Annotated in this window: 21 protein-coding genes and 3 tRNA genes; 5 read left to right on the top strand and 19 right to left on the bottom strand. The window is 42.8% G+C overall.

Annotation, left to right across the window (positions count from 1 at the left end; genetic code table 11):
- Positions 1-6 precede the first annotated feature (6 nt).
- From LPY66_RS00120 to LPY66_RS00095, 6 genes are all read right to left on the bottom strand, one after another.
- Entirely contained in the window at positions 7-585 is a 579-nt protein-coding gene (locus LPY66_RS00120; RefSeq protein WP_337986180.1) for a DUF1788 domain-containing protein, read from the bottom strand.
- A complete protein-coding gene (locus LPY66_RS00115) occupies positions 585-1187 on the bottom strand; it encodes a DUF1819 family protein (protein ID WP_337986179.1) in 603 nt (200 codons plus the stop codon). Before LPY66_RS00115 ends, LPY66_RS00120 begins: the two co-directional genes overlap by 1 nt.
- A 36-nt stretch (positions 1188-1223) precedes the next feature.
- The gene (locus LPY66_RS00110) at positions 1224-1439 is read right to left on the bottom strand and encodes a helix-turn-helix domain-containing protein (RefSeq protein ID WP_337986178.1); all 216 of its coding nucleotides are present in this window, start codon (positions 1437-1439) and stop codon (positions 1224-1226) included.
- A 243-nt stretch (positions 1440-1682) separates the two neighbouring features.
- The gene (locus tag LPY66_RS00105) at positions 1683-1952 is read right to left on the bottom strand and encodes a hypothetical protein (protein WP_337986177.1); all 270 of its coding nucleotides are present in this window, start codon (positions 1950-1952) and stop codon (positions 1683-1685) included.
- On the bottom strand, positions 1949-2455 hold the full coding sequence (locus LPY66_RS00100) for an ImmA/IrrE family metallo-endopeptidase (protein WP_337986176.1): 507 nt from the start codon (positions 2453-2455) through the stop codon (positions 1949-1951). The genes LPY66_RS00105 and LPY66_RS00100 overlap by 4 nt, the downstream gene beginning before the upstream one ends.
- Before the next feature lie 188 nt (positions 2456-2643).
- Positions 2644-3081: a helix-turn-helix domain-containing protein gene (locus tag LPY66_RS00095; protein WP_337986175.1), complete on the bottom strand. Its 438-nt coding sequence runs from the start codon at positions 3079-3081 to the stop codon at positions 2644-2646.
- Positions 3082-3250: 169 nt separating this feature from the next.
- On the opposite strand from LPY66_RS00095, the gene dinB reads away from it, so the two are divergent.
- The 5 genes from dinB (at position 3251) to LPY66_RS00070 (ending at position 7595) form a co-directional block, all read left to right on the top strand.
- Positions 3251-4495 (top strand): DNA polymerase IV, encoded by a 1245-nt coding sequence (gene dinB, locus LPY66_RS00090; RefSeq protein WP_337986174.1) that lies wholly within the window; start codon positions 3251-3253, stop codon positions 4493-4495.
- A 17-nt stretch (positions 4496-4512) separates the two neighbouring features.
- Complete coding sequence (locus LPY66_RS00085) at positions 4513-4824, top strand: hypothetical protein (RefSeq protein ID WP_337986173.1); 312 nt, start codon at positions 4513-4515, stop codon at positions 4822-4824.
- A gap of 348 nt (positions 4825-5172) precedes the next feature.
- On the top strand, positions 5173-5598 hold the full coding sequence (locus tag LPY66_RS00080) for a sigma factor-like helix-turn-helix DNA-binding protein (protein WP_337986172.1): 426 nt from the start codon (positions 5173-5175) through the stop codon (positions 5596-5598).
- 479 nt (positions 5599-6077) lie between these two features.
- The gene (locus LPY66_RS00075; protein WP_300741996.1) at positions 6078-6308 is read left to right on the top strand and encodes a helix-turn-helix domain-containing protein; all 231 of its coding nucleotides are present in this window, start codon (positions 6078-6080) and stop codon (positions 6306-6308) included.
- A gap of 93 nt (positions 6309-6401) precedes the next feature.
- Complete coding sequence (locus LPY66_RS00070) at positions 6402-7595, top strand: tyrosine-type recombinase/integrase (protein WP_337986171.1); 1194 nt, start codon at positions 6402-6404, stop codon at positions 7593-7595.
- 82 nt (positions 7596-7677) lie between these two features.
- On the opposite strand, the gene LPY66_RS00065 is transcribed toward LPY66_RS00070, so the two are convergent.
- The 13 genes from LPY66_RS00065 to dnaA all read right to left on the bottom strand — a co-directional run bounded on the left by LPY66_RS00065 (position 7678) and on the right by dnaA (position 21144).
- Positions 7678-7769: transfer RNA gene (locus LPY66_RS00065), tRNA-Ser, on the bottom strand.
- Between the two features lie 429 nt (positions 7770-8198).
- Positions 8199-8654, bottom strand: a complete 456-nt coding sequence (gene tadA, locus LPY66_RS00060; protein ID WP_337986170.1) for a tRNA adenosine(34) deaminase TadA — start codon at positions 8652-8654, stop codon at positions 8199-8201.
- A 71-nt stretch (positions 8655-8725) separates the two neighbouring features.
- Positions 8726-8804, bottom strand: a tRNA-Arg gene (locus LPY66_RS00055).
- A 547-nt stretch (positions 8805-9351) separates the two neighbouring features.
- A tRNA-Ser gene (locus tag LPY66_RS00050) sits at positions 9352-9440 on the bottom strand.
- Positions 9441-9669: 229 nt separating this feature from the next.
- Complete coding sequence (gene serS / locus LPY66_RS00045) at positions 9670-10935, bottom strand: serine--tRNA ligase (RefSeq protein WP_337986169.1); 1266 nt, start codon at positions 10933-10935, stop codon at positions 9670-9672.
- A gap of 12 nt (positions 10936-10947) precedes the next feature.
- Positions 10948-11532, bottom strand: a complete 585-nt coding sequence (gene pdxT / locus LPY66_RS00040; RefSeq protein ID WP_337986168.1) for a pyridoxal 5'-phosphate synthase glutaminase subunit PdxT — start codon at positions 11530-11532, stop codon at positions 10948-10950.
- A 1-nt stretch (position 11533) separates the two neighbouring features.
- Positions 11534-12418 carry a pyridoxal 5'-phosphate synthase lyase subunit PdxS gene (gene pdxS / locus LPY66_RS00035; protein WP_337986167.1) on the bottom strand — a complete coding sequence of 295 codons (885 nt, stop codon included), beginning with the start codon at positions 12416-12418 and terminating at the stop codon, positions 11534-11536.
- 105 nt (positions 12419-12523) lie between these two features.
- Positions 12524-14992: a DNA gyrase subunit A gene (gene gyrA / locus LPY66_RS00030; protein WP_337986166.1), complete on the bottom strand. Its 2469-nt coding sequence runs from the start codon at positions 14990-14992 to the stop codon at positions 12524-12526.
- Between the two features lie 39 nt (positions 14993-15031).
- A complete protein-coding gene (gene gyrB, locus LPY66_RS00025; protein ID WP_337986165.1) occupies positions 15032-16966 on the bottom strand; it encodes a DNA topoisomerase (ATP-hydrolyzing) subunit B in 1935 nt (644 codons plus the stop codon).
- Between the two features lie 161 nt (positions 16967-17127).
- Positions 17128-17379: an extracellular matrix regulator RemB gene (gene remB, locus LPY66_RS00020; protein WP_337986164.1), complete on the bottom strand. Its 252-nt coding sequence runs from the start codon at positions 17377-17379 to the stop codon at positions 17128-17130.
- 1 nt (position 17380) lies between these two features.
- Positions 17381-18478, bottom strand: a complete 1098-nt coding sequence (gene recF / locus LPY66_RS00015; protein ID WP_337986163.1) for a DNA replication/repair protein RecF — start codon at positions 18476-18478, stop codon at positions 17381-17383.
- 26 nt (positions 18479-18504) lie between these two features.
- Positions 18505-19602, bottom strand: a complete 1098-nt coding sequence (dnaN, locus tag LPY66_RS00010; protein WP_337986162.1) for a DNA polymerase III subunit beta — start codon at positions 19600-19602, stop codon at positions 18505-18507.
- A gap of 204 nt (positions 19603-19806) precedes the next feature.
- Positions 19807-21144, bottom strand: coding sequence for a chromosomal replication initiator protein DnaA (dnaA, locus tag LPY66_RS00005; protein WP_337986161.1), 1338 nt, complete (start codon positions 21142-21144; stop codon positions 19807-19809).

The following is a 21144-nucleotide window of genomic DNA, read 5'->3' as shown; positions in this document are numbered from 1 at the left end:
ATCCCCCTAATCTACAAGCTTGAAGGCTCTGTAGTAATTATCATCTTTAATCGTTGAGAAGAGGACCAGTTCCTGGCCATCGTATTTCCCTGGATAGAACAGCACAACCGGCACTCGATCCAGAGTTTGATGCAAATTGTTGAGTACCTTATGGGATCGCAATATCGGATAGCATTTACCGATTCCCACCAAAAAAATTACCGCATCTTCCGGTGTATTCTCCTGAATGTACTGGACGATCAAACTGTCAGCATCATTGATCTTTAGAAGATTACCCACGGCTTTGATGATCCGGTCGAATCCTTTTTTCTTTTCAAACACATAACACTGTTCTAAAAAGCCTTCTTTTTCCAGGATATCAATCATGATGTCATAAAGATCGAATACGACCAGCTCAAACCCATCGGTACCCCGGGAGTTTTTATTTTTCATGTAGGCAATACGTTCTCTGACCACAAGTTCTTTTTCAGCCGGATAGTCAAACACATAGTAACCGACTTCATTTCCAAGCCCCTTGTTCTGCCGGAAGCTTTCACTTTTGATCAAGCGTTCCGCTAAGTCGAGTCGTTCTTCCAAACTGGCCATTATCGCACCCCCGTTAAGGCACGGAGCGTCATTTCCATACCACAGTTTTTAAGATTTAACTCCAAGGATTGATCCATGATTGGTTTCATGATTTTTTTCGCCCCTGAAGTTCTATCCAAGATACTTGATTCCATTAATACAGTTTTATAACTTTTCCCAAGGGTTTTTAGTGTATGATCCGTCCATTTGGCAACCCGCTCATTCTGCAATTGTTTGTCTTTGAAAAACACGCTGATATCGCTATCTGTGATCTCATCGATTCCGATGATCAACTTTTCTCGATAGACCTCATACATAAAATCAAAAAACAGTGTATCGCTTTCCATGACTGCAATGAGTGCAATCAGTTTTTGACTTGCGATATCGCACTGCTCAAATAAATTATAGAAGCTTGAATCTAATGCCTTTACTCGTGTAGATACCGTGTTGAATATTTGTTTGGCCCTAGCTTCAGTTGGAGCCGAAAAAATATTTTCTTTCAAATTTAAAATTTTAATTTCTGATAATGACATCCCTGAATTCAACAGGCTGATCATTTTCTTAAATTCTGAAAACCAAAATGGCAGTTTGACCATTCCGGCACTATATTGTTTTCTTGCCATCAATGCACCTCCTATCAAATTATTCTGAATTGAAGTCTATTCATGTTTTTTAATTGGGATGATTTCCATAATGTCGCTGAAATCACAATCAAGCACTCGGCAAATTTTAACAAGCACTTCCATGGACACATATTCATTATTGGACAATTTTGTAAGGGTGTTCGGACTAATCCCTGTTGCCATACGGAGATCTGTTTTTTTCATACTTTTATCAATTAACAGTTTGAATAATTTGTTGTAGCTAACATCCATCTGATCACACCTCATTTGTGGAGTACAGTACATAGCCTATTTATTCGATTATATCACGATGGATTCTTAAATGGCATAAAAATGTATAGTTATTTGCGAAAATCTCTTCTCAAAACGTTTTTTCTGTATAACTTTCTGAAATTCACGCCATCATCTTTCTTATCACGCCTTATCTGAGCAATAAAATAGCCGATCAGATACCTGAAATCTGTCGGCATTAACAGGAATTATCATTTCCATTATTCACTTCCGTTCCACAAACCATCTTCCCAGATTCGTCTCACCGATATTTGTGCTTCTCTCAAAGAAAAGATAGCTTTGGTGACCTTTGATCCGCACCGTATATCGGTCACCTTGACCGCCAGCTTTCAGTGCGGCTGCTGGACGGACATCTAGGACTTTATCAATAGTGTATTCCCGGCCATCTTCCCAGCGAAGTTGCTTTGGATCAAGCTTTCCGTCTTCTGAAAAAGCTGCGATGACAGCTACATAAACCTTGGACGAAGTATTCACGTGTCCTCACCCCGATCTGACAAATTCTTTAAAAAGTTGCTGTTTGCCAGGATTGGTGATTCAATTTGCCATCCTTTCAACTTGAGAATCCTGAATTTAAAATCAAGCAGTTCAGGTGGCACCTCCAGTTCTTTGGCGACGGAGAAGAAGAAGGTATCCTCATTCAGCCTTTCTCTAACCACTTCATCCTTCAGCAGATATTCAGCAGCGAAGAGATTGGCCTCGTATTCCATCTGTGAAGACGTATCATAGAGCGCAAAGTCATGAAAGGTTCTCATCTTGGCAGCGTCATGGTGAAGGACTGCATGGCCGATTTCATGAGCCAGAATGATCCTTTGGATGGCTTCTGGTAATTCGCTGTTGATGGTGATTTGCTTTTTCCTGGATTGATACAAAAAGAAACCCTTACAGGATTTTGGCGTTGTTCCCATGGGATGAAATAATACGATTATACCCATAGCATTCGCCAGCTTCCAGGGATCTGATTCATCATATTTGCGCATTAAGCGGTACACTTTCTGACAAATATATTCAATAGACATGTAATCACCTTCAATTGATCTGAAATAAACGCTCATCCAGGACCGATTTCCTTAAATCCATTAAAGCAAATTGACTGTCCAAAAATACGGACTCGTAGATTGCAGTACGCGAGAAATAGGATCTCAGTTTAGATAGTTCGCAAATATATTTATTCGCCTTTCTTTTTTGGACTATAGGTATTTCTGGCTTCATCCTTACACTTCAAGTAAGCCTTCATTACTGCTTCGAAAAAAGCGTCCTTTGCTTCCTGATCCAGTTCACCACCGGCAAAGAGGGCCAAATTCTGATCTAGTAAGCCATTCATCTCCTTGGCCGCCTTATTCCCTAAACGATCACGAGCTTCCTCAATGTAGGGAGCTTTTTCTATGCCATATTTCGGATCGGTGATTTCATCATTCAGCAAATAATCCACAGACACCTGCAGAGCAGCGGCGAGTTTTCGCGCAACATTTCCGCGAGGCTTGGTATCGGTGGTCTCATAGGCTGCAATGGAACGCTTGGACACCCCGACCAGCTCACCCAACTGCTGCTGATTTAGCCTTAATGCCTCACGAGCTTCTTTGGTTTTCTCTGAGAAAGTTTTCATTTCTTTGCCTCCTGTAATGAATATAACTTCTTCAACTTCATTTTTATATTGACTAATCTTCATTGACCTGTTAACATTGAGTTACAAGATGAAGTTATCTTCATTATACCTACCGCAACTTCATCTGTCAACAAATATGTTACATAGCCCTGGAAAGGAGTGGCTTTTCATGAAAAACGAGCGAGCAATTCTGCACAGTGACTTGAATAGCTTTTATGCATCGGTAGAAATCATGCTGAATCCAGCACTTCGGGACAAAGCAATCGCGGTCTGCGGCTCCACGGAAGATCGCCACGGTATTGTACTGGCCAAATCAGAAAAGGCAAAAAAGGCTGGTATCAAGACTGGCATGGTCAACTGGGAAGCCAAACAGAAATGCCCGGATCTTCTGATGGTACCTCCCCAGTACGATCAATACCTGAAGTATTCCAAACTCACCCGGGAGATTTATCAGCGTTTCACGGATCAGGTTGAGCCCTATGGCATGGATGAATGCTGGCTTGATGTGACAGGAAGCCAGGGTGTCTGCGGAAATGATCTTTCTATCGCTGAGGAGATCCGGCGAACCACTCGGGAAGAGCTCGGACTCACCGTCAGCATTGGCGTCTCCTACAACAAGATCTTTGCCAAGCTTGGCAGCGACATGAAAAAACCTGATGCCATTACCGTCATCCGTCGGGACGATTATCAGGAGAAGGTTTGGCTTCTGCCTGTATCAGATCTTTTCTATGTTGGCAGAGCTACAGACAGGAAGCTGTCTCGCTACGGTATCCGGACAATTGGAGAATTGGCTAAAGCGCCAAGAGACTTCTTGCGGAGCACTCTGGGGAAAAACGGTGAGATGCTTTGGTTCTTTGCCAACGGAGAGGACCAGTCCAGAGTGATGAAAAACGACTTTTATTCCCCGGTTAAGTCCATCGGACACGGCACAACCTGTACCTCTGATCTGGAGAACAATGATGAGGTCTGGAAAGTAATGCTCCACCTAACCCAGGACATTAGTCACCGTCTTCGTGTTCATGACATGAAAGCTAATGGCGTTCAGATCACTGTAAAGGACAAAGACCTATCCTATCGTCAATATCAGATGCAGCTGCCCATGGCGACCCAAAGCCCCATGGAGATCGCCCTGGCAGCAAAATATCTGTTTGAAATACACAACGACTGGCATACATATGTGAGGGCTGTTACAGTACGCGCTATCAACCTGGAACCTAAGTTCATGCCCCAGCAGCTGATGCTCTTTGACGATGCTGCCAGGTGGGCTAGGCTGGAAAAATTGGATGACACCATCGAAACCATCCGCAACCGTTATGGCAAATGGTCCATCTATTCAGCATCACTGCTTGATAGCATCAAAACTCCAGGAGTCAGCAGCCATGAGGTCATCATGCCCGGAATCATGTACGCCTAGTACAGGAGGGATAACAAATGAGAAATGTTCAGATCAAATGCAACCGAGAAAGAAGGCTGTTTGACACCATAGATGGCTCAAGATTAAAGGTCCTGATCAAATGCAGCAACACGAAGGCCTGTCCTTATAAATCAGATTGTCTGAGGACCACTGAAATCATCCTCGGAGCAGAAAAAGAAGCCTTCGATGAATTCTATAAACCCATCAACTGCCCTTATTGTGGCAAGCGGCTTTTTGATGTTACTACTGACAGCGTCGGCATCATCACCATCAAGTGTGAGATGTGCGGCAAAGTGGCCACTATTCCGGTCATCGCAGACCAGATATAAACAACGTTTACTGATTTATGGAGCACCGGCGCACTTAAAAAGTAGCGACCACCGCACAAGCAGGAAATGTACAACTGAATAAAATCTATACCGAGCACCGGAGCCGATTCACTGAGCTACCACCGCCGGATGATTACTCAATTTGAGAGGATCATCCGGCCTTTTTTATTCAGTAATCAGCTTTTTGGGCAGTGCAATCACCCATGACAGGTTCCAGCTAAAAGGAGCCTGTCATGTCAATAAAAAACTCACTAAATGACCCTAACTGTCATCTCTCCCCGAGATGCCGCAGCCCACCGCCTCCTTTTTGTTTTGGCTTGTTAGCGGCAAACAAAAAGGAGAATGAAAATGAAAAAGATAAATCTGCGGGAAGTATACCCGTTTTATGAGAATGACTGTTTTGTCATGGTTGATGATGAGATCGCTGAAATCTTCGAAGAATCTAAACGCAAAGAACTGAACTACCAGAGAAAGGTTCACTGGAATAAAGCTCACTATTCACTGGATCGGGATGATGGGATCGAGCATGAATCAATTTTTGTCTCCATGTCACCCTATGAGATCTATGAGCGGAAGATGACGAAGCAGGAACTCCATGCTGCCATTTCCAATCTGCCGGACATCCAGGCCAAACGAATCTATGCTTTCTATTTTCTAGAGATGAGCAAGTCAGAAATTGCCCACGCAGAAGGTGTCAGTGTTAAGGCCGTTTGCAAGTCGATTGCTCAGGCACTGAGAAGTCTAGAAAAAGATTTAAAAAATTTTGATGAATAGGGTTCAAAAAAGGCTTCTAATTCTCATGGCTTATGAGAGGGACTTTTATCTTCTCATAAAAGCGATCTTTGACAACTTCATATAGGAGAACCGGATACCTTTGGTGTATGAGCCGTAAGGACAAGCCAGGTGGCATGTACGCGATGACCTTCAATCTAGAAGAGAGCGATCCATACCTTTGCCACATGCTGATCGTGGCTGATCAGCTGGCCATGACCTTGTGCATCAGATAATGATACTTCCGTATAGTCACAGTCCGAGCGTGATCAAACCGTCGCAGGCAATGAGTACGGCCCGCCATCAGAATGGAGGGAGGTGAAAGTCCTATGAAAGCGTGAAGCCCACGCTTGTCCGGTCAATCCACAAACTCAAGAATCAAATACAGCAGCCGCATCATGAAAAATCCCGCAAATTAATGCGGAAAGATTGATTCAGGTGCGGCTGTTTTCTATTTCTATATAGTGAAGGGAGGTTTTTGCATGAGCAATACTTTATCCAGCAAGGAAGCCTACAGCCTCATGCTCAAAGATTATCCCGACGTGATGAATATTGATCAAATGTGTGAAATCCTTGGTGTCAGCACCAAGACAGGTTATAAGCTACTGAAAAATGGTGAAGTGACCTTTGTCAAAATTGGGCGTAACTATCGCATCCCCAAAGCGCACATCATATCATATCTCAGAGTCGGTAATGAGCAGCCATCAATTTGAACCTCCACAACATTGCACGAAGGAACTTGCCCGTGATACGCTCAAAGTGTCAACGGCAGGTAATCGGAGCTACAAACAAAGGAGGTTTTAATAATGGTAGCAGGACACCTGCAAGAAAAAAACGGTAATTTCTATATTGTACTGAACTACACTAACCATGAAGGTAAACGCAAGAGCAAATGGATCACAACCGGCTTGACCGTCAAGGGAAACAAGAAAAGGGCTCAGGATCTTCTCCAGGAGGCAAGAAAGAACTTCGTTCCCGAAATCCCCACACCGACAGAAGATATGCTCTTTCATGCTTTTCTTGAACAGTGGCTGGAGATCGCCAAAAGTACAATTCAGCTTTCAACTTACGCAAGCTATGCTGGAATGTGCAAATCGCCAATCCTCCCATACTTTAAGGAAAAGGCAATCAAACTGATTGATCTGAAGCCGAAGGATATCCAGGATTTTTACACGCTACAGCTGAAGCGAGTGAAGGCCAGCACAGTGATTCATTATCACTCCGTAATTCATAAAGCGCTGAAGTATGCCGTTAAGATTGAGCTGATTCCGGTCAACCCGGCCAGCAAGATAGAACGGCCCCGACAGGAGCGATTTGTCGGTAGCTTCTATGACAGCCATGAAGTAAATCAACTTTTTGAATTAGTGAGAGGAACGAATCTTGAACTTCCAGTCCTTTTGGGAGCATTTTACGGATTGCGCAGAAGTGAGATTGTAGGTCTCAAGTGGAGCGCCATCGACTTCAATAGTAATTCATTAGTGGTAAAGCACACCGTCACATCATTTAACATTGATGGTAAACACATCATCCATGCATCGGACTCTACAAAAAACAAGTCCAGCATGAGGACACTGCCATTGGTTCCAGCTTTCAAAGAGAAACTTCTTGCAGCTAAAGAGCAGCAGGAAATCAATCGGAAACTTTGCGGAAGATCCTATAGTAAAGATTACCTGGACTATATTTGTGTCAACGAAATGGGTGTCAGGCTTCGGCCAGGATACTTGACGACAGCTTTCCCAAAGCTTTTGGAGAACAATGGACTCAGAAGGATACGCTTCCACGATCTCAGACACAGTTGCGCCAGCTTGCTGCTGGCAAACAACGTTTCGATGAAGCAGATTCAAGATTGGCTTGGCCATAGCGACTTTTCAACGACAGCTAATATCTATGCTCACCTGGATTACAATTCGAAGCTTTCTTCAGCACAAGCCATGATCGAGGGATTGAATTTCGTAATTGAAACAGCAAAGGAGGTGGAGAAAAATAATGATTCAGTCTGAGCCAAAAATGCAATAAACAAGTCGTCTCTGCACAATACGAAAAAAACGGCTTCCCTCAAACTGAGGAAAACCGCTGGTTTTCTGGCGGAGAAGGAGAGATTCGAACTCTCGCACCGGTATAGCCGGTCTACTGCATTTCGAGTGCAGACCCTTCAACCACTTGGGTACTTCTCCGTATTATATCTCCAAACATCAGGTCTCAGATATCCCTCGGAAAAAGGAGAGAACTGATGGAGAGAACTTGGGGTATTAAGTTGTCAAGGTGACTCAGCAAAGCAAGTCATGTCAACTGTTTAAGGATTATGGCTTCCAGATATCGCATTCGGTTTCGAGTCGTTTCCGTTATGACCGCTTCGGTACGCCTCCGTGTAATAAAGTATATTATCTTCCTCTAAAGGCTACTCGGAAAAATGACAGACCTTTAGAGCAGACATAGCAAGTATTAAGTTGTTCCTGTTCCGCAGAAACGCCAATTTTACAAGGGTTTGCGGGTTCTACCTATCCAATAATATCACTGCATTTCGAGTGCGGTGCGTTATGACCACTTCGCTACTTCTCCATATACGATTATCACACTATTTATGAGGTATTAAACTATTTATTTCACGGTTTGCTTCGCTTATTTTGAAAGTAGGTTTTTAAAAGCGCTGCGCATTCTTCTTCCAAAATACCGGCAATAACGTCGACTTTATGGTTCCAGCAGTTCTTATTCAGAACATTCATCACCGATTCGACTGCCCCGCCTTTAGCATCCGTTGCACCATAAACCAATTGTTTTATTCGCGACTGAACAATAGCACCGGCACACATCGGGCATGGCTCCAATGTAACATAAAGTGTTGCATCAGTCAGCCGCCAATTGCCAATTTTCCTCGCAGCACGCTGAATTGCCAATATCTCGGCATGTGCTGTGGGATCCTGGGTTTGTTCTTTTTCATTGAAAGCAAGAGATAGGATTTTCCCCTGATGGACGATAAGAGCTCCGACCGGTATTTCATCCTGATCAAAAGCATTCTGGGCTTGTTCCAAAGCGAAACGCATCCAGTCTTCATGTTTCATTTCCTCAGTGATGGACTCCTTCCGTTACCTTCCTGTTTTTAAACCCCGTGCAGTACTGAAAAATAATTAAATGGTGGCCCCGGGAGGACTCGAACCCCCGCAAGACAGGGTTTAGGAAACCCCCGCTCTATCCACCTGAGCTACGAGGCCGACAGATTATTAATTAATCCAAGCGGCTCAAAAGAATTATTTCCTTAAAAGCCGACTTCTATTATTTTACCTTTTCCGGTGGCAATGTCAAGTGGAATCCTATACCTATTTTATCATCAACCATCTATATAAGTCTTGTTTTAATTTATTCTAAAACATTCATTGTCGCTTCATTTTCTAATCCTTGATCAAAGCATATATTCCAAACAGCCACCAATAATGCAAATTCGCCATCGATGGCGAATTTGCATTATTGGTGGCTACAACTCCAGACAAGCCTATAGGCTCCATTTTTCATTCAGTTTCTTGCTGTCTTTTAACAGCGTTTTTTGCTCTTTATTATGGCGGAGGGGGTGGGATTCGCTCCGCTCGCCTTTGGCTCGCTATCACGCCAGCTCGGGAAAACGCTTCCATGGGGCGCGTTTTAACGGCCATGGATGGCCTAATGCCGCGGTGCCATGAATGGCAAGGAGCGGCCTGATCCTCGCGTTCGAATCCCACCCCCTTATAAGAAAAGCGTCATCTTTCGATGACGCTCTTATATTCATGGCGGAGGGGGTGGGATTCGAACCCACGGCCCCTTGCGGGGTCACCGGTTTTCAAGACCGGCTCCTTAAACCGCTCGGACACCCCTCCACAGTTAGACGAGAGATAGTATATCATAATCTTTTGTGCAAGACAAGAAGCAAGCGATATCTTATATAAGACAATTTAGCTAAAATATTTTATTCGATTCACACAGTTTACGCAGTATTAAAAACATAAAAACATTAGAATTCATAAAACTTATTGAAAAAACAAGTTTATATGCAGAAATCCAATTAATTGCACCATCGAACAAAGTATCTTCAAATACAGGCATTGCCTAACCAATATACTCCGTTCCCATATACGGGATTAATGCTTTAGGAACTCGTATCCGCCCATCTTCTTCCTGATAGTTTTCCAGGATTGCTGATACTGTTCTGCCGATAGCTAAGCCACTGCCGTTTAAGGTATGAACAAATTCCGGTTTTTCTTTAGGTCCGCGGCGGAAGCGAATATTTCCCCTTCTCGCTTGAAAATCAACAAAATTGCTGCAGGAGGAAATTTCCCGGTACATCGTGAAGCTTGGAAGCCAGACTTCAATATCATATGTTTTAGCCGAGCTAAATCCGAGATCACCCGTCGAGAGTATAACTACCCGATAGGGGAGTTCCAGTTCCTGCAAAATTGCCTCTGCATCTGCCGTCAAAAGTTCCAGCTCCTGATACGAATTCTCCGGCAATGAAAATTTCACCAGTTCGACTTTATTGAATTGATGCTGACGAATCAGGCCGCGGGTGTCCCGACCGGCTGCGCCGGCTTCAGCCCGAAAACAAGCGCTGTAAGCACAGAATTTCAAAGGCAGCTTGTCTGCATCCAGAATTTCATCGCGGTATAGATTAGTTACCGGCACTTCCGCCGTTGGAATCAAAAAATAGTCGGTATTTTCAACTTTGAAGGCATCTTCTGCGAATTTTGGCAGTTGTCCGGTGGAAAACATAGACTGGCGGTTAACCATAAAGGGCGGAAAGATTTCCATATATCCTTTTGCGGCATGCCTGTCCATCATAAAGTTAATCAGCGCTCTTTCCAAGCGTGCACCTAAACCCTTATAGAAAGTAAAGCGCGTTCCCGTCACTTTCCCCGCCCGAGCAAAATCCAAGATATCCAGTTTTTCGCCCAACTCAAAGTGCGCTAATGGTTGGAAAGCAAAATCTCTGGGAACACCCCATGTGCGGACTTCGATATTGTCATTGTCGTCTTTGCCTTCGGGTACGGAAACATCCGGGATATTTGGGATCGTGTAAAGAACTTCCTGCATCTTTTGCTCGATCTCATTGAGGCTGTCGTCCATCTCTTTGATCGTTTGGCCGACATTACGCATTTTAAGAATCAGATCCTCGGCATTCTGACCAGTTTTTTTCATTCTGGCAACTTCTTCAGAAACCTTATTGCGTTCCGCTTTAAGCGTCTCTACTTCAAAAAGAATCTGCCGCCTTTTTTCTTCCTGGAGTAAGAATTCATCGAGGTTGATATCAGAATGGCGTTTATTAAGTGCCTCTCGTACTATTTCTGGATTGTTGCGCACTGATTTTAGATCGAGCATAACGGGAACCTCCTATTTTTGATACTGATCAACCATATCTAAGAAATACTGATGCACCCGGGTATCGTCTGTTAACTCCGGGTGAAAAGCACTGGCTAAGATATTATCTTCCCGGACAAAAACAATCTTGCCATCATATACCGACAAGATATCTACGTCCGCTGATGACTCCAGGATATACGGTGCGCGAATAAAGACCGCCCGCAGATCGCCACCTTGGAGTCCTTTTACCGGAATATCCGCTTCAAAACTGGCAATTTGTCTTCCGAATGCATTCCGTTTAACCGTCGTATCCAATAAACCCAAAGTATACTGTTGGCTATGGTCAATATTTTTACTTAACAAAACCATCCCGGCACATGTGCCAAAAACAGGAAACCCTTCTTTAGCCATGGTTACGATTTTATTGCCAAAACCGTTAATTTCCAGCTGTTTACCGATGGCAGTGCTTTCTCCCCCAGGGATAATCAGTCCGCTGATTCCCTTTAAGTCGGCGACAGATCGCACTTCAACAGCTTCAACACCCAACTTTTCCAAAGTCCGGCAATGTTCGCGAAAGGCGCCCTGAATCGCCAGAACGCCAATTTTCTTTTTCATTTTACCAGCCACGCTCCTGCATTCTATCAGCCGCAGCTATCGTTGCAATCTCAAGACCAGGCATCGCTTCCCCGATTTCCTCGGAAAGCTTTGCCAGCATATCTGCATCCTTGTAATGGGTTGTTGCTAAGACAATTGCTCTGGCACGTTTGGCCGGTTCAGTCGATTTAAATATTCCTGAGCCCACAAAAATACCGTCACAGCCTAACTGCATCATCAGTGCGGCATCCGCGGGGGTCGCAATTCCGCCGGCAGCAAAGTTGACAACGGGCAGTTTGCCATGTTCGGCTACATAGAGTACCAGATCATACGGCGCAGCCATTTCTTTTGCTGCGGTCATAAGCTCTTCCTTAGGCATTGTTGTTAGCCGGCGTATTTCGGACATCACCGTCCGCATATGGCGAACCGCTTCGACAACATTGCCTGTTCCGGGTTCACCTTTCGTTCGGATCATAGCAGCGCCTTCACCGATACGACGTAAAGCTTCGCCAAGGTTACGTGCACCACAGACAAACGGTACTTTAAAATCATGTTTGTTGATGTGGTACAGGTCATCCGCCGGTGTCAGTACTTCGCTTTCATCAATATAGTCGGCGCCAAGTGCCTCCAGGATCTGAGCTTCAACAAAATGCCCAATCCTGGCTTTAGCCATTACTGGAATGGTTACAGCTTCCATGATCTTTTTAACAATAGTGGGATCTGCCATTCTGGCAACACCACCGGCTGCACGGATGTCGGATGGGACTCTTTCCAGGGCCATAACCGCGCAGGCTCCAGCTTCTTCAGCTATTTTTGCCTGTTCAGGTGTTGTTACGTCCATGATGACGCCGCCTTTCAGCATTTCCGCCAGGCCTGTTTTTACTTTCCAAGATGCTACTTCAACCATTTTGATGAATCCTCCTACAAATCAAATTAAAGATCAATTTATGTTATTTTCTATATGCCATGATATTTTATACTAAGGTATGAGGGTATTTTAGCGATTGATCCTTTATTCTTCGTCTTTGCTGACAAACTTTGCTATGGCAACAACCTTGCTGTCTCCGGTCCGCATGGCTGTCACGCCCTGAGCCGATCGTCCTTGCACAGAGATCCCGTTAACTTCCTGACGTATAACGATACCTTCATCTGTTATTACCATGAGCTCCTGATCCGATGTTACAACCTTGATTCCGGCGAGCGGACCGGTTTTTGATGTTATGCGATGTCCGATAATTCCTTTGCCGCCGCGGCCCTGGATCCGGAAGTCTTCCAGATTACTTCTCTTAGCAAAGCCATTTTCAGTCATCGTCAACAATTCCAAGCCCTTAAGCGTTTTATCGACAACATCCATGGCAATCACATAGTCCTTTTTCCCTAAAGAAATACCTTTTACACCACGAGCAGTTCGACCCATTGACCGTACATCTTCTTCCGAAAAACGGATCGTCAGTCCTAAGCGCGTTGCTATGACAATATCGTCGTCGGCCTTTGTAAGACGGACACCAATCAATTCATCGTTTTCATCCAAAGTCAAAGCAATCAATCCATCACGGCGATTGGTATCATAATCCTGAAGGGATGTCTTCTTCACAATACCATTCTTGGTCGCAGTGAGCAAATAATAATCATCTTTGAAATCTTTAACGGCAATGGTTGCCGTTACCTTCTCGTCCTGAGCAAGGTTGAGGAGGTTGACGATGGCTGTTCCCTTAGCCGTTCTGCTGGCTTCAGGTATCTCATGGGCTCGCAGCCTGTATACCTTGCCTTTGGAAGTAAAGCATAGGATATAGTGATGCGTCGAAGCGATAAATAGATTTTCTACAAAATCATTTTCACCGGTAGACATACCAGTAATTCCTCTTCCGCCTCTCCGCTGGCTGTGATACGTATTTAATGGCAGACGCTTGATATAACCCCGATGGGTGACGGTGATGACAACATCTTCATCGGCGATCAGATCTTCAATTTCCATCTTTGTGGCATCAAAAGTTATCTCTGAGCGTCTGGCATCAGCATGTTTGGTACGGATTTCCTTTAATTCGGTTTTGATGATTTCACGTACCATTTTATCAGAGTTAAGAACGGCAGTTAAGTAAGCGATTTCGTCCATTAACTTTTGATACTGAGCATCCAGTTTTTCTCTTTCCAATCCTGTCAGTCTCTTTAAGCGCATATCCAAAATAGCCTGAGCCTGTCTGTCACTGAAATCAAAACGCAGGATCAATTTAGCCTTAGCAATATCATCATCCTTAGAAGAGCGAATAATTTCGATGACTTCATCGATAAAGTCTAATGCTTTACGCAATCCTTCTACAATATGTGCTTCATCTTCTGCTTTCTTTAATTCATAACGGCTGCGGCGAATGATAACTTCCTTTTGGTGCTTGATAAAATATTCAATCATTTCCTGAAGATTCAAGACCTTGGGTGTATTATCAACCAACGCCAGCATGTTGATTCCAAAAGTGTCTTCCAGTTGGGTATGCTTATAAAGCTGATTTAAAATGACCTGCGGCGTCACATCGCGACGGAGCTCGATAACAATACGCATCCCTTTGCGTGTTGTTTCATCCCGCAGATCGGTGATTCCATCAATTCGTTTCTCCTGAACGAGTTCGGCGATCTTTTCAATTAGTCTGGCCTTATTGACCATATAGGGTATTTCAGTTACAACGATCTGCATCTTGCCGGATTTTTCGGTTCTTTCGATATTGGCGCGTGCGCGAATTTTAATGGAACCTCTACCGGTGGTGTAGGCGTCCATAATTCCTTCTGTTCCCATGATCAAACCTGATGTCGGAAAATCCGGGCCTTTAATGTATTGCATCAGCTCTTTTAAACCGGGACGGGCGTGTGGGTCTTCGATGTCCTGACCATCGATCAGGCAAATGACACCGTCGATGACTTCGCCAAGATTGTGCGGCGGAATATTTGTAGCCATGCCGACCGCAATTCCTGAAGATCCATTAACCAATAAATTAGGGAATTTTGCCGGTAGTACGGTGGGCTCTTTTTCTTTTTCATCATAGTTTGGAACAAAGTCAACCGTATCTTTATCAATATCGGCCAGCATATATGAGGCCAGCGGAGCCATCCTCATCTCAGTATAACGCATCGCTGCCGCGGAATCACCGTCGACAGAACCGAAATTGCCATGACCATCGATTAACGGATAGCGATAGGAAAAATCCTGAGCCATTCGAACGGCCGCATCGTAGATCGACGAATCGCCATGAGGATGGAATTTACCCATGCAATCCCCGACCATACGGGCCGATTTGCTGTAAGCTTTATTCGGGTACATTCCCAATTCATTCATGTCATGCAGAATACGACGATGAACCGGCTTCAGTCCGTCCCGTACATCCGGAAGGGCACGGCTGACGATAACGCTCATCGAATAATCTATAAATGATTTCTTTAATTCCTCAGAAATTTCAATGGGCAATACCTTGCCGCTAAAAAGTTCCATGGACATGCATTTACACTCCTTTTACTTTGATCAAAAGGGTTTCGCTTAGGTATCCAGATTTCTTACATCCTTTGCATGTTTTTGTATATACTCTTTACGCGGTTCAACCTTATCTCCCATCAGCATTGTAAAAAGTTCATCCGCTCTCATGGCATCATCCAGTTTTACCTGCAGGATCGTGCGTTTTTCAGGATCCATTGTCGTTTCCCAAAGCTGTTCAGCGTTCATTTCTCCCAGACCTTTGTAGCGTTGTATTTCTGTTTTCTCTCTGCCAACCGATTCAAGGATTTTGCTTAACTCTTGGTCGCTATAGGCGTAGGTGATTTCTTTGCCGTGTTTGATTTTAAAAAGCGGCGGTTGAGCAATATAGACATAATTATTCTCAATCAGCGGCCGCATATAGCGATAGAAAAAGGTCAGTAAAAGAATACGGATATGCGCGCCGTCGACATCCGCATCTGTCATGATCACAACTTTGTGGTAACGTGCTTTCTCGATATCAAATTCTTCCGATATCCCGGTGCCAAATGCCGTTATCATGGCTCTTATTTCAGCATTGCTCAAGATTCTGTCTAAGCGTGCTTTTTCTACATTGAGGATTTTACCGCGCAGCGGCAAAATAGCCTGGAATTTTTGGTCGCGTCCTTGCTTCGCTGAACCACCGGCGCTGTCACCCTCAACCAGATATATTTCGCAATATCGCGCATCTTTCCAACTACAGTCGGCTAGTTTTCCCGGTAACGACGTGCTTTCCAACGCACTCTTTCTGCGAGTCAGATCTCTGGCTTTTCGCGCAGCCAGTCGGGCTCGGGTTGCCTGTAATCCTTTTTCGATAATTTTTTTGGCTATTGCTGGGTTTTCCTCGAAGAAAGTGGAAAGACCTTCGCCGACGACATTATCAACGATCGAACGGACTTCACTGTTCCCCAGCTTGGTCTTCGTCTGTCCCTCAAATTGAGGTTCAGGAATTTTTACAGAAATAATCGCTGTCAGACCTTCCCGAACATCTTCACCGGTTAGGTTATTCTCATTGTCTTTCAAAATTTTGTTTTTACGGGCATAGTCATTGACGACCCTGGTCAATGCCGCTTTAAACCCGGCTTCGTGCGTGCCGCCTTCCGTGGTATTGATATTATTGGCATAAGAAAACAACGTTTCCGTATAACTTTCATTGTATTGAAGGGCCACTTCGACTTGGATCCCGTCTCTCTCTGTTTCGAAGACAATCGGCTTGGGGTGAATGGGATCTTTGTTTTTATTGAGATATTTTACAAAATCCGTAAGTCCATCATTGTGATTGTATATTTCTTTCGTATCCGTCCGCTCATCGGTCAATGATATTGTGACGCTCTTATTTAAAAAAGATAATTCCTTTAAGCGATGCGACAATACTTCAAAGTCATAAATCGTATCCTCAAAAATTTCCGGATCAGGCTGAAAAGTGACCATCGTCCCGGACCGGCCTTTATACGTACCGATTTCCTTGAGTTCGCACAGTGTTTTACCGCGTGAATACTCCTGTTCATATTTTTTACCGTCTTTTTTGATTTCGACCCTTAAACCGACTGAAAGCGCATTAACAACGCTCATCCCGACGCCATGCAGACCGCCGGATACTTTATAGGCACCGCCGTTAAACTTTCCGCCGGCATGCAGCACGGTCAGAGCAACTTCCACCCCAGGTTTACCGAGTTTGGGCTGAATATCCACCGGTATCCCGCGTCCGTTATCTTTGACAGTAATACTTTCTCCCTGATGTATAGTCACCTGAATCTCATCACAAAAACCGGCCATAGCTTCATCGATGCTGTTATCGACGATCTCATAGACCAGATGATGTAGGCCTCTGCTGCTTGTGGAACCGATATACATCCCAGGGCGTTTTCGAACAGCTTCCAATCCTTCAAGTACTTCAATTTGACCAGCATTATATTCCGTTACTAGTTCCTTATTATTATCTAATTCTGGTACTTCCTGCAAAGCTGTTCCCTCCCAAATTTATCCTTTAACCTTAATATTATACTATAAAATTAATTTTGGTTCAATCGTCACTCTTTACCATCGAGTGGCACCGTGACTTGCGTCGTAATCATATAGAAAGACCTCCCCGAAAGAGAGGCCCCCCTTAATCAATATCCAGCTTAAAATTCGCTTTCATTAAGTGACCTTTTTAAAAGAGTACCTGAAGAAATTGGGGATATATAGCACGCATTATCGGTGATGATACACGTATTTTGCTTGCCCTCTTCAGCAATAGTGTGAACTTTTCCTTTCTTAAGGACATTATTTAATAATTTTTTAGCGGCCGGATTACTGCCGGCTGTATTCAAGTCAAGTATCAGCACTATTTTATCTTTCCGTACCATATAGTTGTTACCAATATGAAGAAACACGTTATTTCCTCCTAATTATGCCGTTCAAAACCTGATAAACAGCAGTATGACTATTTATAACCCTGTCGTCAGCGCCCGTCATCGTTATAATTGTTTGTTTTGAAGATAAATGAATATAGTTGATCAGATATTCACGCCGGAACTCATCCAATTCTGAGAGGACATCATCCAGAAGTAAGATAGGATATTCAGCTTTCTCATGATATATTATTTCCATTTCTGCGAGCTTCAAACTTAATACGATCGAACGCTGCTGGCCTTGCGAGGCAAACATCCGTGTATCATTGCCGTTTAACAAAATAATCATATCATCCCGATGGGGTCCGATAAGAACTGTTTTGCGCTCAATTTCATGCATCATTTTTTTTTCGAGAAGCTCAGGAAAGTGATTTACCGCCTCACTGCTGTCTTTTTTACCAAGTGCATAGTAATGAAGGACAAGCAGATCATCATCGGAAAATATATTTTTAAATATTTTTTGGCATTGTTTATTTAGTTTTTCGATCATTTCTATGCGATTGCGAATAATCTTCGTCCCAATATCGATGATCTGTTCATTCCATGCTTGGATCTGGCTTTTCAACAATGTTAGGTTCTTCTCTGTACGTAAAAGAGTATTTTTTTGATGAATAACACGAATATAGGCATTCAGTAAAGTAATATGCGACGGTCTTATCTGGGCAATCAAAAGGTCAATAAAACGTCTTCTTTCATTAGGCCCTTTCTTGACAATATTGAGATCATCCGGTGAAAAAGATACAGAATTCACGGTTCCGATATAATCCGAAAGCCGCTTACACGCTAACTGGTTTATCTTCATGACCTTTTTTCCCGGTTCATAAAAACTCTCCAATTTTAGCTGCCTGTCATTAACCTCAAAGAAAGCTGCAAGAAAAAAATTTTTATCTCCCCAATGAATCAGATCGTTTTCAGATTTTATCCTGGAAGATTTTCCAGTTATTAAATAACTTACCCCTTCCAGCACATTCGTTTTACCTTGGCCATTAGGCCCGATAAGCAAATTAATTCCGGGGTCAAATACTACCCTTTGTTCTTTATAATTTCTAAAATTGACCAAATATAAATCACTAATATGCATTATCGTCACATTTCAGAAGTCATTCATCAATTACGCAAAGGTAGAACTAAACATAAGTAATTATCGTTATTTTCAGGACGGAAAATACATGGCCCGAATGAGCCTGAAATTTCCATTATCACATTCTCTGAATCGATAACCTTTAATAGGTCGATAAGGTACTTGGCATTGAAGGAGATAGCAACATCTTCACCATTTTGTTCAATGTCCAATTGCTCAAATATTTTTCCCATTTCTGAATAATGGTTAATACTGAGCTGTGAATTTTCAATATTAAAGCGAACCGTATTTGTTTTTAAGTAGTTATCTTTGGAAAGAAGCGATGCCCTTTCGACGGTGTCCAATAATTTTTTTGTATTAATAAAAAGCTTTGTGTTACAGCTAGGTGGAATGACTTGTTTGTAATTTGGGAACTGACCTTCGATCAAACGCGTGACGATCTGCACCTGGCTGAATTTAAAAATTACTCTTGAATTCGTAAAACTGATGGTCAATGTTTCGTCATCATCCAAAAGGCGGTAGATTTCCTGCATGGTTTTTGACGGGATAATGCCGTTAAATTCTTGGCTGTTTCCTGTTAATATTTCCTTGCTGAATGCCAGTCGGTGTGTATCTGTTCCTACCAGACAGATAGTTTCTTTATCGATCTGTAAAAGAAGGCCGGTAAAAACAGGTCGTGTTTCTTCCAAGGAACAGGCAAATATGGTTTGCTTAATCATGCTTTTAAAGAGAGATGACTGCAGCTCTATCGTTGAACCGGAAGAAATATCTGAAATCTCCGGATATTCATCAGGATCATACCCATTTATAGAAAAATCGGATGAATAATAGAAAATATTGATGTTTTTATCTGTACTTTCAATTTTTATATCTGTATCCGGCAGCTTTCGGGTAATTTCAGAAAATAACTTAGCCGGTAAAACGACCTGTCCTTCTTCCTGAACATTGACAGGTATTCTGCAGCGTATGCCGATTTCCAAATCAGTCGCCTCAAAAACAAGATTTTCATCCTCAGTACGAAGGCGCATACCTTGAAGTATAGGAAGTGTATTTTTAGAGGAAACTGCTCGTTGAACCGTGTTTACTCCGGCAATCAGATCTTCTTTTCTACATGATATTTTCATTGTTACCCCCTATTTCATTTTTTCAGGCATAATCAAAACATAATAATAATATAATATTAATTTAAAGTCATCGTAGTAGTATAGGAGCAGGAATTGTGGATAAGGTATTTGGATGGCTTTAGATTACAGTATATCGTAAGGGAAAGAATTATTGATATCCTGTGGAAACCTCAATAATATATCCACAAAATATATTATAATCGATCAACTGGACTTTATTTTACTAATGATTTCATTAATGCTTTTTTCAACGGAAGGGTCATTTTTCTTAAGGTCACCGATTTTATCACAGGCATGGATTACAGTTGTATGATCCCGGCCTCCAAATTTATCACCGATTTGTTCCAGAGAAAGGTCCGTTAGCTCACGGCAAAGATACATGGCGATCTGACGAGGAAAAGCAATGGTTCGGGTCCTTTTTTTCTGTTTAAATTCCTGAATAGACATTTTATAGTGATCAGCAACATTCTTTTGGATAACTTCCAGAGATATGACCTTTTGATTTTTCTGAGGGATCATATCTTTAAGAATTTCTTCCGCAAGACTCACGGTAATCGGTTGATTGGTAAGCATGCAATAAGCAGTAATTTTGCTTAAAGCGCCTTCCAATTCCCGAATATTTGATTGAATTTCGCTGGCAATAAATATAATGATTTCATCCGGAACAACAAAGTTTTCTAATTCCGCTTTCTTTCTTAATATGGCTATACGTGTTTCATAGTCTGGTGGATTAATATCTGTGGTCAATCCCCACTCGAAACGCGAACGCAGTCTTTCTTCCAGAGTAGGGATTTCCCGCGGTGGTCGGTCGGAAGAAATAATGATTTGTTTATTTGCTTCATAAAGCGTATTGAATGTATGAAAGAATTCTTCCTGGGTCCCTTCTTTACCGGCCAGGAACTGGATATCGTCAATAAGCAGGACATCAATTTTACGATATGTATTTCTGAATTCGACCTGGCGTTCATAACGGATAGAATCGATCATTTCGTTAGTAAACTGTTCTCCGGTTACGTAGAGTATTTTCATAGAAGGAAAGTTTTTAGTGATCACATGACTGATTGCATGCATCAAGTGAGTTTTTCCAAGACCGCTGCCGCCATAAATAAATAATGGGTTATAGGATTTTGCCGGGGATTCGGCAACAGCAAGAGCTGCAGCATGAGCAAACCGGTTACCATTACCTATTACGAATGTATCGAAGGTGTATTTCGGATTTAATGAATGAGAAAGGGTGCCAAAATTTAGACCGGTGGCTTCGATAATTGGAGCATCCATCTGATCCTGTTCGGCAATAAAAGTTAATGAAACTGGACAGTTCAGATAGTTCTGAACTGTTGATTTTACTAATGATGAATATCTGCTTTCCAGCCAATCTTTGGCAAATTCATTCGAGACACTGATGGTAAGTTTGTTATTGGAAAAGTCAACAAGCTTAGTCGAAGACAGCCAGGTTTCAAAACTGGGCTTAGATAGTTCTTCTTTCAGTTTTTCCAAGATGTTTTCCCAAAAAGCATTCAAATATATCGTATTCGGAGACAT

This window comes from Dehalobacter sp. DCM, from assembly GCF_024972775.1.
GTDB lineage: Bacteria > Bacillota > Desulfitobacteriia > Desulfitobacteriales > Syntrophobotulaceae > Dehalobacter.
The sequence above is the reverse complement of the archived record's forward strand: the minus strand, read 5'-3'. Positions and strand labels throughout refer to the sequence as shown.

Excerpts from the sequence above, each read along its gene's own strand:
- gyrA (WP_337986166.1), bottom strand. The coding sequence starts at position 14,992 with ATGTCCATGGAACTTTTTAGCGGCAAGGTATTGCCCATTGAAATTTCT.
- pdxS (WP_337986167.1), bottom strand. The coding sequence starts at position 12,418 with ATGGTTGAAGTAGCATCTTGGAAAGTAAAAACAGGCCTGGCGGAAATG.
- tadA (WP_337986170.1), bottom strand. The coding sequence starts at position 8,654 with ATGAAACATGAAGACTGGATGCGTTTCGCTTTGGAACAAGCCCAGAAT.
- LPY66_RS00075 (WP_300741996.1), top strand. The coding sequence starts at position 6,078 with ATGAGCAATACTTTATCCAGCAAGGAAGCCTACAGCCTCATGCTCAAA.
- LPY66_RS00115 (WP_337986179.1), bottom strand. The coding sequence starts at position 1,187 with ATGGCAAGAAAACAATATAGTGCCGGAATGGTCAAACTGCCATTTTGG.
- LPY66_RS00110 (WP_337986178.1), bottom strand. The coding sequence starts at position 1,439 with ATGGATGTTAGCTACAACAAATTATTCAAACTGTTAATTGATAAAAGT.
- recF (WP_337986163.1), bottom strand. The coding sequence starts at position 18,478 with ATGCATATTAGTGATTTATATTTGGTCAATTTTAGAAATTATAAAGAA.
- serS (WP_337986169.1), bottom strand. The coding sequence starts at position 10,935 with ATGCTCGATCTAAAATCAGTGCGCAACAATCCAGAAATAGTACGAGAG.
- pdxT (WP_337986168.1), bottom strand. The coding sequence starts at position 11,532 with ATGAAAAAGAAAATTGGCGTTCTGGCGATTCAGGGCGCCTTTCGCGAA.
- dnaA (WP_337986161.1), bottom strand. The coding sequence starts at position 21,144 with ATGTCTCCGAATACGATATATTTGAATGCTTTTTGGGAAAACATCTTG.
- LPY66_RS00080 (WP_337986172.1), top strand. The coding sequence starts at position 5,173 with ATGAAAAAGATAAATCTGCGGGAAGTATACCCGTTTTATGAGAATGAC.
- LPY66_RS00120 (WP_337986180.1), bottom strand. The coding sequence starts at position 585 with ATGGCCAGTTTGGAAGAACGACTCGACTTAGCGGAACGCTTGATCAAA.
- LPY66_RS00095 (WP_337986175.1), bottom strand. The coding sequence starts at position 3,081 with ATGAAAACTTTCTCAGAGAAAACCAAAGAAGCTCGTGAGGCATTAAGG.
- LPY66_RS00070 (WP_337986171.1), top strand. The coding sequence starts at position 6,402 with ATGGTAGCAGGACACCTGCAAGAAAAAAACGGTAATTTCTATATTGTA.
- dnaN (WP_337986162.1), bottom strand. The coding sequence starts at position 19,602 with ATGAAAATATCATGTAGAAAAGAAGATCTGATTGCCGGAGTAAACACG.
- LPY66_RS00085 (WP_337986173.1), top strand. The coding sequence starts at position 4,513 with ATGAGAAATGTTCAGATCAAATGCAACCGAGAAAGAAGGCTGTTTGAC.
- LPY66_RS00100 (WP_337986176.1), bottom strand. The coding sequence starts at position 2,455 with ATGCGCAAATATGATGAATCAGATCCCTGGAAGCTGGCGAATGCTATG.
- dinB (WP_337986174.1), top strand. The coding sequence starts at position 3,251 with ATGAAAAACGAGCGAGCAATTCTGCACAGTGACTTGAATAGCTTTTAT.